This is a genomic window from Spirillospora sp. NPDC048823, assembly GCF_043198445.1.
In the GTDB taxonomy this organism is placed as follows: domain Bacteria; phylum Actinomycetota; class Actinomycetes; order Streptosporangiales; family Streptosporangiaceae; genus Spirillospora.
Map to the genome: position 1 here is coordinate 98,215 of NZ_JBICUT010000023.1, position 12,691 is coordinate 110,905.

At 73.1% G+C, this 12,691-nt stretch carries 8 protein-coding genes; 6 read left to right on the forward strand and 2 right to left on the reverse strand.

Annotation, left to right across the window (positions count from 1 at the left end):
- Positions 1 to 66 precede the first annotated feature (66 nt).
- The 6 genes from ACGFK0_RS35400 to ACGFK0_RS35425 all read left to right on the forward strand — a co-directional run bounded on the left by ACGFK0_RS35400 (position 67) and on the right by ACGFK0_RS35425 (position 10,972).
- Positions 67 to 2,721 (forward strand): AAA family ATPase, encoded by a 2,655-nt coding sequence (locus ACGFK0_RS35400; protein ID WP_392912884.1) that lies wholly within the window; start codon positions 67 to 69, stop codon positions 2,719 to 2,721.
- Between the two features lie 267 nt (positions 2,722 to 2,988).
- Positions 2,989 to 4,881, forward strand: a complete 1,893-nt coding sequence (locus tag ACGFK0_RS35405; protein WP_392912885.1) for a sensor histidine kinase — start codon at positions 2,989 to 2,991, stop codon at positions 4,879 to 4,881.
- A gap of 10 nt (positions 4,882 to 4,891) precedes the next feature.
- A complete protein-coding gene (locus ACGFK0_RS35410) occupies positions 4,892 to 7,225 on the forward strand; it encodes an HAD-IB family hydrolase (RefSeq protein ID WP_392912886.1) in 2,334 nt (777 codons plus the stop codon).
- Positions 7,222 to 8,478 (forward strand): zinc-binding dehydrogenase, encoded by a 1,257-nt coding sequence (locus ACGFK0_RS35415; protein WP_392912887.1) that lies wholly within the window; start codon positions 7,222 to 7,224, stop codon positions 8,476 to 8,478. The genes ACGFK0_RS35410 and ACGFK0_RS35415 overlap by 4 nt, the downstream gene beginning before the upstream one ends.
- A complete protein-coding gene (locus tag ACGFK0_RS35420; RefSeq protein ID WP_392912888.1) occupies positions 8,478 to 10,055 on the forward strand; it encodes a lactate racemase domain-containing protein in 1,578 nt (525 codons plus the stop codon). Before ACGFK0_RS35415 ends, ACGFK0_RS35420 begins: the two co-directional genes overlap by 1 nt.
- A gap of 11 nt (positions 10,056 to 10,066) precedes the next feature.
- Positions 10,067 to 10,972 (forward strand): lysophospholipid acyltransferase family protein, encoded by a 906-nt coding sequence (locus tag ACGFK0_RS35425; protein ID WP_392912889.1) that lies wholly within the window; start codon positions 10,067 to 10,069, stop codon positions 10,970 to 10,972.
- 110 nt (positions 10,973 to 11,082) lie between these two features.
- Here the strand turns inward: ACGFK0_RS35425 and ACGFK0_RS35430 are convergent, their stop codons facing one another.
- Together ACGFK0_RS35430 and ACGFK0_RS35435 are read right to left on the reverse strand one after the other, a co-directional pair.
- Positions 11,083 to 11,526, reverse strand: coding sequence for a hypothetical protein (locus ACGFK0_RS35430; RefSeq protein WP_392912890.1), 444 nt, complete (start codon positions 11,524 to 11,526; stop codon positions 11,083 to 11,085).
- 18 nt (positions 11,527 to 11,544) lie between these two features.
- Positions 11,545 to 12,222 (reverse strand): DUF433 domain-containing protein, encoded by a 678-nt coding sequence (locus ACGFK0_RS35435; protein ID WP_392912891.1) that lies wholly within the window; start codon positions 12,220 to 12,222, stop codon positions 11,545 to 11,547.
- Positions 12,223 to 12,691 lie beyond the last annotated feature (469 nt).

Below are 12,691 nucleotides of genomic sequence, written 5' to 3' on the forward strand. Positions count from 1 at the left end.
GATTCACATGCGGACCGGTGAGCGGCGCACTGGGCAGGGCGAACACGCGATGACACGCTCCGAGGCATGGGGCACTCGCTGTACGGGCGCGCGGCCGAGGTCGCCGAGATCGACCATCTGGTGGGACGTGCGCGGGCCGGTGCGGGCGGCGGGGTCCTGGTTCTGCGCGGCGAGGCCGGAATCGGGAAGACCGCGCTGCTCGACCACGCCGAGGCGACCGCGGACGGGATACGCGTCCTGCGCGGCGGCGGGATCGAGGCGGAGGCCGGCGTTCCGTTCGCGGCCCTGCATCTGCTGCTCGGCGACACCGCGTTCGAGGATCTGCCCGCTCCGCAGGCGGAGGCACTGAAGGCCGCGCTCGGGCTCGCCCGGCCGCGCGCGGAGGAGCGGCTGCTCGTCGGGCTGGCGCTGCTGACGCTGCTCGGCGGCCCGGCGGCGGACACGCCGGTGCTGTGCCTGGTGGACGACGCGCAGTGGCTCGACCGGGAGTCGGCGGACGCGCTGCTGTTCGCCGCACGCCGGGTCGCCGCGCGCGACGTCGTCTTCCTCATCGCGGTACGGGACGACACCGCCGCGTGGCCCCGGACGGACCTCCCCGAACGTCACCTGGCCCGCCTCGACACCGAGGACGCGCGGCTCCTGCTGGACGAGCGGGCGCCGCGCACCCCGGCGGAGCGGCGCGACCGCGTCGTCGGGCAGGCGCGCGGCAACCCCCTCGCGCTCATCGAGTTCGCCGCCGCCGGGTCGGGGCGGCTCGCCCACGTCCCGGCGGAGTTCGAACGGGCCGTCCGCGACCTGCCCGAACCGGCGCGGGTGCTGCTCGCCGTCGTGGCCGCCGACGACACCGGTGAGCCGGGTGTCGCGGTCCAGGCGGCGCGGCGCCTGGGCGTGCCGTTCGACGCGCTGGAACCGGCGGAGGACGCGGGGCTGGTGGAGGTGACCCGCACCTCGATCGGTTTCCGGCATCCGCTGGCCCGCGCCGCCGCGTACCAGGGCGTCCCGGTCACCCGGCGCATCGCCGTCCACCATGCGCTCGCCGACGTCCACGCGCGGGCGGGCGACGCGGGCCGGCGGGTCCGGCATCTGGCCGCCGCGGCCCTCGGGACCGACGACTCCGTCGCCGCGGAACTGGAGTCGGCGGCGGGCGACATCCGGGACCGGGGCGGCCCGTCCGTCGCGGCCTTCGCCTACGAGCGCGCCGCCCGCCTCGCCGGTGAACCGGAGGTGCGCGCCCGGCGGCTGGTGGCGGCGGCCGAGGCGGAACTGGCCGGCGGACGCCCCGGGCGGGCCCGGACGCTCGCGGACGAGGCGGCCCGGGCGGACGGCCCCGAGGAGACGCGAGCGCGCGTCGATCTCGTGCGGGCCGGGATCGAACTGGAGCACGGTGCGCCGCAGGCCGCCGGGCGGCTGCTGCTGGAACGGGCCCGGAGCTGCGGCGATCCGGAGATCCGCGCGCGGATGCTCGACGAGGCCGTGTTCCACGCGTGGTCCTGCGGCGACCGGGAGACGGCGGTCGAAGCGCGGGACCGGTACCCCGGCACGTCGGTCATGGCGCGGGCGCTGTCGGCGCTGCTGGACGATGACGTCGCGTCCGCCCGGCGGCTCCTGCGCGACGCGGGCGGCGAGCCGGACGAGCGGCTGCGGCTGCTCGGCGCCGAGGTCGCCCTGCTGATCGGCGACGACGCGGCCGCCGCCGAGATGTCGGCGCAGCTGGCCGCCCGGTGCCGCGAACGCGGGCTGCTCGCCCTCGTCCCGCGCGCGCTCGCCGTCCAGGCGTGGGCCCGGCTCTTCCACGGCGCGCACGACGACGCCCGGTCGCTGACCGGGGAGGCGCTGGAGATCGCGGAGGACGCGGGGCAGCGCCGGCAGGCCGCGGCACTGCGCATCATCCGGGCACGGCAGGCGGCGATCGAGGGGGACGAGGTCCGCTGCCGCGCACTGTCGGCCGACGGGCGGGTCGGTGCCGCGCTCGGCCTGCTCGCCCTCGGTCTGGGCCGTCCCGAGGACGCCTTCGAGCACCTCCAGGACGCGCACCCCGGCTCGGCGGCGCACACCCCGCCGGTGGTCCTCGCGCTCGCCGACACCGTGGAGGCCGCCGTCGCGTCGGGGCGTCCCGACGCGGGCCGCGAGCCGATGGAGCGGCTGGCGGCGTTCGCCCGCAACGCCGGGCAGCCGTGGGCGGACGGCGTCGCCTCACGCTGCCGGGCCCTGCTCACGACCACGGCGTCCACGGCCACGGCGTCCACCGGCACGGGGGACGGCGAGGTCGAGCGGCATTTCACGCTCGCGCTCGCGTCCCACCGGCGGGGCGGGCGGCCGTTCGAACGCGCGCGGACGGAGCTGCTGTACGGCGAGTGGCTGCGCCGGTCGCGGCGCCGCGCGCAGGCGCGGGCCCGCCTCCGCGCCGCGCTGGAGATCTTCGAGCGGCTCGGCGCGGTCCCGTGGGCGGAGCGGGCCCGCGGGGAGCTGCGCGCCGCCGGCCAGGGCGTGCGGGCGGACGGGGACGATCTGCCGGGGCGGCTGACCGCGCAGGAGATGCAGGTCGTCCGGCTGGCGATGACGGGCGCGACCAACCGGCAGATCGCGGCCCGGCTGCGGCTGAGCCACCGCACGGTCGCCTACCACCTGTACAAGGCGTTCCCGAAGCTCGGTGTCGCGTCCCGCGCCGAGCTGCACCGGTACGTCCCGGCCGCCGACACCGGCGCGGGCCGCCCCGCCTGACGCGTGCCGCCGGCACCCTGCCTGCCGTGCCCCGCCCGGTCCCACCTGACGGCCCCTGGCGTCCCCGCCACAAAAATATTCAGTCGTTAATTTTTCTTGATCGTGGGCCCCCGCCGTTTCATCATCCGAAGAGACGGCGTTGGGGGGCCGGTGGACGTGGCGCGACGGTACGGATCCGCTCGGCGACGAGACCAGCCGGCGGGGCCTGCACCTGCTTCAGCGGGCCTCGCGGGCCGGACGCCCCTGTTCGCACGCGTCATCACCGGCATGTACCTGGTACTGATGCTGCAGACCCGGCTGCTGAAGCAGGCCGAGACCGGCCCGTCCCACATGCTGCTGTCGGCCACCATCGTGATCACCGGCATCTTCGGGGTGCAGTGGCTGCTCGTCCTGTACGGCCCGCGCTCGCAGCAGCCCCGCCGGTGGGTGATCGTGACGCATCTGGCGGTGCAGTCGGCGCTGGCGCTGCTGCCGCTGCTGGTGTTCGGCACGCACTGGTATCCCATCGTGGGCGGGTTCCTCGCCGGCGCGATGCTGCTTCTGCTGCGTCCGCCGCTGTCGTGGTTCATGGTGGGGCTGGTCGCGGCGGCGGAGGGCCTGCTGCGGTACTCCCAGGGCTGGTCCGCGCAGGACGTGTCGTTCTGTGTCATGGCGACGATGAACGTCGGGCTGTCGATGTACGCGCTGACGCGGCTGTCCGGGTTCGTCCGGGAACTGCACGCCACCCGGGCGCAGTTCGCGGCGGCCGCGGCGGCGCGGGAGCGGCTGGAGGCGGCGGGCAGCCTGCGCGCGGTGCTGGGCGCGGCGCTCACCCGGGTCGAGCTGGTGAGCCGGCGCGCCCGGGAGCGGCTGCCGCTCGACGCGGCCGCGGCCCGCGCCGACCTGGACGAGGTGGCCCGCACCGCGCGGCGCGCGGCGACGGACGTCCGGTCGATCGTCGGCGCGCTGCAGGGCCCCTCCCCCAGGCGCCACCGTCCCGGACGTGTGACGCAGTCGCGTCTGGCCTGGACGATCCTGGTGTTCGTGACCGTCGGCTTCGGCTGGCAGCAGGTCACGTACGTTCACACGGGCACGGGCGGTTCGTGGCGGGCGACCGGCGCGGCGGCGGTCGTGGCGGTCGCGATCTCGGTGTTGCAGCTCCGGCACTCCTCGACCGTGCTGCGCGGGCGGCGGCCGAGGGCGGGGGCGTGGACGCTGTCCGCACAGGTCCTGCTGATCTTCGTCCCGTACGCCCTGCTCGGCCCGGCCTGGGCGACGATGGCGTGCCTGGCGACCGGTTCGGTGCTGCTGGTGTCGCGCGGGCGGTGGGCGTGGATCCTGTTCTCGCTGACCATCGCCCTGTGGTGCGTCCCGGCTCTGTGGGCCTCGTACGGGACGCTGTTCTACCTCTACACGTGTGCGGTCTCGGTGCAGATCGGCGTGGTCGTGTACGCGCTGTACCGGCTGCCGCAGCTGGCCCGGGAGGTCGATGTCGCCCGTGAGCGGCTGGCGCGGATGGCGGCGCTGCACGAGCGGCTGCGCATCTCCCGCGACGTCCACGATCTGCTCGGCCTCGGGCTGTCGACGATCACGGTCAAGGCGGAGCTGGCGCGGCGGCTGGTCACCACCGATCCGGTGCGCGCGGCGGCCGAGCTGGGCGAGCTCGCCGCCCTCGCCGAGCGGTCGCGGGCGGACGCCAGCGCGGTCGCCGAGGAGGACAGGGCCCTGTCCCTGCGGGACGAGGCCGTGTCGGCACGTGCCGCGCTGACCGCCGCCGGCGCCGAGGTCCACCTGAAGCTGCCCGACCTCCGGGACCTGGCGCCGTCCTCCCCAGTGGACGGCGCACTGGCGGCCGTGCTGCGCGAATCCGTCACCAACGTCCTGCGGCATGCGCATCCGGAGCGCTGCGACATCACGGTCACCGTCCACCAGGGGATCGTGCGGCTCACGGTCGTCAACGACGGCGTCATCCCGCCGTCGTTCACCGGGACCGACCCCGGGACGGGCAAGGGCCTGTCGAACCTGACGGTCCGGACCGGCGCCCTCGGCGGCTCCCTCTCAGCCGGGACGGACGGGAACGGCGGGTTCACACTCGTCGCGGAGATCCCCCTCCACGCGGGCGGGGGGATGGTGGAAGAGCCCCGTCACATGACGGATTCGCCGCTTCCCTTCCGTGCCTAGCGTTCCGGGCATGACGCAGGATTTCGACCTTGACCGCTCACAACGAGCCGGCGTGATCAATGGCCTGGCCGGGCGTACCGTCCTGCTCACAGGCGTCACGGGGTTCATCGGGCAGGCCCTCCTGGAGCGCCTGCTGTCCGGATATCCCGCGACCCGGATCGTCGCGCTGCTGCGGGAGCGGCCCGGCGTCACCGCGGACCAGCGGCTCGACGAAGTGATCGCCAAGCCGGTGTTCGCGCCGTGGCGGGAGCGGACCGGCGAGGACGCGGCCCGCGAGATCGTGCGGGAACGGGTCCGGGTCGTCGCGGCCGACATCACCGAGTCCGTGCCGGAACTGCCCGACGACGTGGACGTGGTCATCCACGGCGCGTCCATCGTGTCGTTCGACCCGCCGATCGACGAGGCGTTCGCGACCAACGTCGTCGGCACGATCAACCTGTACGAGTCGGCGAAGCGCGCCGGGGAGCGGTCCGGGAGAACCCCGCACATCGTGCACGTCTCCACCGCCTACGTCGCGGGTTCCCGCAAGGGTGTCGTCCCGGAGACCAGCCTGGACCACACCGTCGACTGGGCCACCGAACTGGAGTACGCGGTCGACGCGCGCCGGTCCGTCGAACGCCACTCCCGGCGGCCCGAGGTCCTCGGGCGGCTGCGCGCCGCCGCGCTCGGCGAGCAGGGCAAGGCGGGCCCGACCGCCGTCGCCGCCGACACCGAGCGCCGCCGCCGCGAGGAGGTCGACAGCCGCCTGACCGACTACGGGCGGGAACGGGCCCGCAGCCTCGGCTGGCCGGACGTGTACACCTTCACCAAGGCCCTCGGGGAACGCACCGCCGAGGACACGGCCCGCGACCTGCCGCTGTCGATCGTCCGGCCCGCGATCGTGGAGAGCGCGCTGCGGCACCCCTACCCCGGCTGGATCGACGGGTTCAAGATGGCCGACCCGCTGATCCTCGCCTACGGGCAGGGGATGCTGCGGGCGCTCGCCGGCATCCCGGACGGGATCGTCGACATCATCCCCGTCGACCTGGTCGTGAACGCGCTGCTCGGCGCCGCCGCGGCCGTCCCGGAGCCGGGCGCCCCCGCCTACTACCACGTCGGGTCCGGCGCCCGTAACCCGCTGACGCTGCAGCGGCTGGTCGAGCTCGTCCAGGGCTACTTCACCGAGTATCCGCTGCCCGGCGGCGACGGGCGCGGCGCGATCCGCCCCCGCGAGGTGGCGCTGCTCAGCGACGGCCGCGCCGAGAAGATGCTGGGCACGGCGGAACGCGCGATGGACATCGCCGAACGCGCCCTGATGATGCTCCCCAGCGGGGACCGCACCCGCGGCTGGCAGCGCACCCTGTACAAGCAGGGACGCGAGGTGAAGATGCTGCGCCGCTACCGCGACCTGTACGGGGCCTACGGCGCCGCCGAGGTCGTGTACGCCGACTCCGGCACCGTCGCGCTCGACCGTTCGCTGCCGGACGGCGCGGGCTGCGACTCGGCGGTCATCGACTGGGCGCACTACCTCGGCGAGGTGCACTGCCCCGCCGTGACGGCGGCGTTCCGGCTCGCGCCGGCGCACCATCCGGAGCCGCGTCCGGCGCTGACGTCGGGACGCCCCGCCCCGCCCGCGGTCCGGTTCGAGGAGCGGCGCGACGTCGCGGCCGTGTTCGACCTCGACGGCACGATCGTCGCGTCCGACGTGGTGGAGGCGCACCTGTGGGCGCGGCTGCTGGACGTGCCCGTCCGGTCGTGGGCGGGGACGCTGGTGCCGGTCCTGCGGGCCGCGCCCCGCTACCTGCGCACCGAGCACCGCGACCGCGGCGAGTTCCTGCGCGAGTTCGTCCGCCGCTACGAGGGCGCGAACGAGGCGCAGCTGCGCGCGCTGGCGCGGCAGCGGCTCGGGGACGTGCTGCTGCGGCGGGCCTGGCCGCAGGCGATCCGCCGGATCCGCGGGCATCGCGCCGCCGGGCACCGCACGGTGCTGCTCACCGGGACCGTGGACGTCTTCGTCGAGCCGCTCCGCACCCTGTTCGACGACGTGCTCGCCGCCGAACTCCGCGTCGTCGACGGGCACTACACGGGGCATTTCGAACGTCCACCGCTCATCGGGGAGGCGCGCGCCGCGTGGCTGCGCGCCTGGGCCCGCGACGAGGGCGTCGACCTGGCGGGGAGCTGGGCGTACGGCGACCACTATTCCGACCGGCCCGTCCTGGAGCAGGTCGGCAACCCGGTCGCCGTCAACCCCGACCCCCGCCTGTACCGGCACGCCAAACGGCAGCGCTGGTCGATCGCGGACTGGGACGGCGACTCGGGAGCAGTCTCCACCCTCCTCGACGCCGCATTGGAGGACGCCCGATGATTTTGGCGTTGGAGTATCACCGTTCGCCCGCGCGCTATCTCGCCGCGGCGCGGCTGCCCGGGCGGCTCCGCCCGGCGGCCGTCCCCTCGCTGGCGCCGCTGCGGCTGTCGCACCGGCAGCCGCCCGGCAAACCCGGACCCGGCTGGGTGCGGCTGCGGACCGTCCTGTCGGGGATCTGCGGGTCGGACCTGGCGATGGCGGCGGGGAAGGTGTCCCCGTACCTGGGGCCGCTGACGTCGATGCCGTTCGTCCCGGGCCACGAGGTCGTCGCCGAACTGCTCGACGACGCCGGCGACATGCCCGCCGGGACGCGCGTGGTCATCGACCCGGTGCTGCCGTGCCGGGCGCGCGGGACGGGCCCGTGCGAACCGTGCGCGAGCGGCCACGCGAACAGATGCGACCACGTCAACGCCGGGCGGATCTCGTCGGGGCTGCAGACCGGGTTCTGCGCCGACACGGGCGGCGGCTGGTCGGAACGCCTCGTCGCGCACCACAGCCAGCTGCACCGGGTGCCGGAGTCGCTGCCGTCCGAACGGGCCGTGCTGTCGGAACCGCTCGCGTGCGCGGTGCGGTCCGTGCGCCGCATCGACGTCCCGCGCGGCACGTCGATCGTCGTGGTCGGCGCCGGGACGGTCGGGCTGCTGACCGTCCTCGCGCTCCGCGAGCTGACCGCCGCCGGGCCGATCACCGTCATCGCCCGGCACGCGGGGCAGCGGCGGCGGGCACGGGCGCTCGGCGCGACGGAGACGATCGACCCGTCGGCGGCGCTGCGCGGGCTGCGGCGCATCACCGGCGGCTCGCTCGTCCGTCCCGAACTCGGCCCCGGGTACCTGCTCGGCGGCGCCGACATCGTCGTCGAATGCACCGGCGGCGAGGGCCTCGACACCGCGCTGCGCCTCGTCCGGGCGGGCGGGACGGTGCTGCTGTCCGGCATGCCGTCCAAGCCGGCCGACCTGACGCCGGCCTGGTTCCGGGAGCTGAACATCGTCGGCTCCTACGCCAGCCGCGGCGCGGACGACTTCCAGGCCGCGATCGACCTGGCCTCCCACGACGCCCTCGACGGCTTCGTCGACAGCGTCTACCCCCTCACCCGCTGGCGGGACGCGCTGTCGCACGCGCTGTCCGCCGGCCGCTCGGGCAGCGTCAAGATCGCGTTCGCCCCGCAGAACGGCACGGGACCGCGGAACGGCGCCGCGGCCGCCGCGCTGAACGGCGACAGCACCGACCACCTCGATCGCGAAGGAGCCGTTTGATGAGCAGACCGGGACTCGTGCTGGAGGTGGACGAGCGGACGCCCCCGATCCTGGTGCACGAGGGAGAGGGGTTCCGGCTGGAGCGGTTCCCGCTCGGCACCCGCGTGATCTACCCGCCGGACTCCCTGCCCGGCCTCCGCGACGTGAACGGCCGGATCCGCGACGCGCTGCTGCATCCGCTCGGCAGTGAGCCGCTGCCCGAGCTGCTGCATTCGGGCATGCGGCTGACGATCGTGTTCGACGACCTGTCGCTGCCGCTGCCGCCGATGCGGGCGCCCGACGTCCGGCAGCGGGTGATCGAGCAGGTGCTGGAGATGGCCGCGTCCGCCGGCGTGGACGACGTCGAGCTGATCGCCGGGAACGCCCTGCACCGCCGGATGACCCCGGCGGAGATCAAGCACATCGTCGGGGAGCGCGTGTTCGACTCGTTCTGGCCGGACAAGCTCCGCAACCACGACGCCGAGGACCCCGACGACCTCAAGGCGCTCGGGCAGACCCGGCACGGCGAGGACGTCGAGATCAACAAGCGGGCCGCCGAGAGCGACCTGCTCGTGTACGTGAACATCAACCTGGTGGCGATGAACGGCGGCGCGAAGTCCGTCGCGGTCGGGCTCGCGTCGTACAAGAGCCTGCGCCACCACCACAACGTCCACACGCTGCGCGAGTCCCGCTCGTTCAACGACCCGCCGAACTCGGCGATGCACCACTCCTATGACCGGATGCACAAGCTGCTGTCGGAGTCGGTGCGGGTCTTCCACATCGAGTGCACCCTCAACAACGACCAGTTCCCCTCGCCGTTCGAGTTCCTCAACAAGCGCGAGTGGGAGTGGACGCTGAAGGACCAGGCGAAATTCCTCGCCGCCAAACGCGCCAACGACCTGGCCCCCGCCGGGGCGCGGCACCGCGTGTGGCAGGGGATGCGGGCGCCGTACGGGGTCACCGGCGTGAACGCCGGCGCCACCGACGCCGTCCACGAGCGGACCCTCGCGGCGGTGCACCGCCAGCAGCTCACCGAGGTGCACGGCCAGTCGGACGTGCTGATGCTGGGCCTGCCGTACCTGTGCCCCTACAACGTCAACTCGGTGATGAACCCGATCCTCGTGTACAGCCTGGGACTCGGCTACTACTTCAACATGTACCGGAACAAGCCGCTGGTGCGCGAGGGCGGCGCCCTCATCATGTACCACCCGATGAAGTCGGAGTTCCATCCGCTGCACCACCCCTCCTACATCGACTTCTACGAGGAGGTGCTGACGCAGACGACGGACCCGGCGACGATCGAGACGAAGTACGAGGAGCAGTACGCCACCGACCCCTGGTACGTCCACCTGTACCGGAACTCGTACGCCTACCACGGCGTCCACCCGTTCTACATGTGGTACTGGGGTGCGCATGCCCGCGCCCACCTGGGCGACGTCATCTGCGTGGGCGCCGACCGGCGGGTCGCGGCCCGGCTCGGGTTCCGCGCGGCCAGCACCCTCGCCGACGCCCTGGAGATGGCGGGCGAGACGGTCGGCCGCAGCCCCAGCCTCACCTACCTGCACACGCCGCCGATGACGTTGGCGGACGTCCGATGAGCGGGGGCCGGATGAAACTGGTGGAGGAGATCCGGCTGCTGCGCCGCGGACGCGACTGGCGCGGCCGCGCCCCCGCACCGCGGTCCGCGCAGCCGTGGTCGGAGGGGCCGCGCACGCGGCCGTTCCCCACCGAGTGGGCACGCACGCCCCTCGCCGCCGCGGCCCGGACGGTCGCGTTCGACGGCGTGCTCCGAACCGTCACCTGGAGCCAGACCCGGCCCGAGATCCACGGCCTGGACCTCCTCGAAGGGCTGAAGGGCCCGGCCGTGTTCGTCGCCAACCACGCCAGCCACCTCGACACACCGCTCATCCTCGGGTCGCTGCCCGTCGAGGTGCGCCGCCGGGTCGCGGTCGCGGCGGCGGCCGACTACTTCTTCGACGCCCGCTGGCGCGCCGTCGCCACCGCGCTCACCTTCAACGCGTTCCCGATCGAGCGGCGCGGCGTCGAACGGTCCCTCGACCTCGCGTCCGAACTCGTCCAGGACGGGTGGAGCCTGCTCATCTACCCGGAGGGGACCCGGTCGCCGGACGGCTGGGCCCGCCGGTTCCGGATGGGCGCCGCGCTGATGTGCCGCGAGCACGGCATACCGGCCGTGCCGCTGGTGCTGCGCGGCACGTACCAGGCGATGCCGCGCGGAGGGTTCTGGCCGAAGCGCGGCCGCCCGGTCGTGTCCGTGCGGTACGGCCGGCCGCTCACCCCCGAGCCGGACGAGTCGACCGGCACGTTCAACGGCCGCCTTGAGGACGAGGTCGGCCGCCTGTGGGTCGAGCACGACGAGGGCTGGTGGGCGTCGATGCACTCCCCCGGCCGCCGCCGCGCCCCGCGCGGCCCGGACGCCTCTGAATGGCGCCGCAAATGGGAGTCCACGAGGCCGACGCCACCGTCCTCACGCCACCACCGCATCTGGCGCCGCTGACCCGCGCCCCACCGAGCACGGGTACCGCCGGCCAACGACGTCCGGCGGTGCCCGAATCCCTTCCCACCGGCTTTACGGCGGGGCACACTCCGAAAGTTGGCATGCTGCTGTCACTGGTGCGAGGAGCGGCCGACTTCACGGTCTTTGATATGGAGGTCGGCGAGACGGAATGCGTTGACCATCTTGAACCACGGGCCAGGGCCGTGTTCCTTGAGTTCCCGTTCAATGTCGCTCCACCGATGAACCACGCGGACCAGAGTCTCCCAGTTGCTCAGGTTCTGCTTGCCGCCGATGGCGAAAACCCTCAACCCATAATCGCTGTACAGCAAGGTCTTCGCATGCTTGTTGCGGATCTTCTTGTCGCGGGTGATGACGGCCAAGCCGAGCTCGGCGACGATCGGCATCCATTCATCGTCGAGCGCGCCGCAAGGAACCTCGGGGATCAGCCGATGTCCGGTGTGGATGACGTCCTGGCGGGCGATCGCCAGCACCTTGCCGAGTCCGAGGGACGTTTCATCGACGAAGAACCGTAGCCCGTCGGGGGCGGGGGCCATAGTGGGGGGCTTTCCTTCTCAGGCGGCGCGCCGACGCTGCTCGAAACGGATGGCGGCTTCGACTTGCGCCAATTCCAGGTCGTACATTTCCGCGATCCACTCGGGAGAGTCCCCGGCCTCGGTGAGATCGATGATGACCTCGGTAGGGACGGCTCTGACGACTGGATCGCCCGACGCCCTGAGCGGGTCGATGACCACCTGGGGGATGTCGGCCGCTGGATGCAGCATGGCGGCCCGCCCATCGTGGTACTTGACGGCGTCCATGAACTCCCGCACAGGCGCAGACAGCATGAGCTGCCCATTGCTGCCCAGACGCACCAACTGCAGATCTTCATCGAGGTCCACATCGGTCTGAATCCGAAGCACCACCTCCTGCCCTTCCGCCGAAATGAAAGGTGCCGACTTGGCCAAGGGGTAGTCCCCGAAGTGGTCGCGCAACTCGGCCACCACGGCACGCATCTTGTTGATGCGCACACCGGCGTCCCGATACTCCGACAGCAGCCGGGCTTCGACGAACTCTCCCCAGGTGACGACGGCGCCGCCCGTAGGGCTCAGGCGCACGATCGGCTCGTAGAACTGGCTGTTGCGCCAGTAGCCGTCGATCCAGCGGCGCGCGGTGCCCGACTTGAGACGCAGCAGACGATCAACCTGCGCCATGCCGTAGACAGGGCGATCCAGTAGGTCAACCACGCTCATACCGACACCTCCCTTCCGCCCTTACCCGGCCCGACGGCCATCATCGCATCCTCGCACGTAGGTCCGGCTGGAGCTCAGCATCGCACGGCATCTGACCAGGTCTGACCTGAGCGGCTCCCCGAACGGACGGCGATTTCCGAACTTAATAGCGCCAAACCGACAGCGCGCCGGTTCATGCGTCCATTTCCGGCCATGGCTTGACGCCCAGAGACGCGGAGGAGCGAGAGTTGCGCGGTGCGGTGGTGCCCCTTGGCCCCGGTACGGGACTGGTTCTCGCGGGTCAGGGTGAGATGACTTCGCCGAGGACGGCCTGGGTGACGTTGGGGAAGCAGTTGAAATAGGCGACCGTCTTCACGTGAGCAACCTCCGGGCTAGCACCCGCGTTCCGCAGTTCGTAGACACACGGCTGTGATCGCCGGCGAGTCGCCGCTGGTCAGCGCTGTGCGGCGCTGGTTTCCAGGGCTGGCAG

Excerpts from the sequence above, each read along its gene's own strand:
- ACGFK0_RS35430 (WP_392912890.1), bottom strand. The coding sequence starts at position 11,526 with ATGGCCCCCGCCCCCGACGGGCTACGGTTCTTCGTCGATGAAACGTCC.
- ACGFK0_RS35400 (WP_392912884.1), top strand. The coding sequence starts at position 67 with ATGGGGCACTCGCTGTACGGGCGCGCGGCCGAGGTCGCCGAGATCGAC.
- ACGFK0_RS35410 (WP_392912886.1), top strand. The coding sequence starts at position 4,892 with ATGACGCAGGATTTCGACCTTGACCGCTCACAACGAGCCGGCGTGATC.
- ACGFK0_RS35415 (WP_392912887.1), top strand. The coding sequence starts at position 7,222 with ATGATTTTGGCGTTGGAGTATCACCGTTCGCCCGCGCGCTATCTCGCC.
- ACGFK0_RS35435 (WP_392912891.1), bottom strand. The coding sequence starts at position 12,222 with ATGAGCGTGGTTGACCTACTGGATCGCCCTGTCTACGGCATGGCGCAG.
- ACGFK0_RS35405 (WP_392912885.1), top strand. The coding sequence starts at position 2,989 with ATGTACCTGGTACTGATGCTGCAGACCCGGCTGCTGAAGCAGGCCGAG.
- ACGFK0_RS35420 (WP_392912888.1), top strand. The coding sequence starts at position 8,478 with ATGAGCAGACCGGGACTCGTGCTGGAGGTGGACGAGCGGACGCCCCCG.
- ACGFK0_RS35425 (WP_392912889.1), top strand. The coding sequence starts at position 10,067 with ATGAAACTGGTGGAGGAGATCCGGCTGCTGCGCCGCGGACGCGACTGG.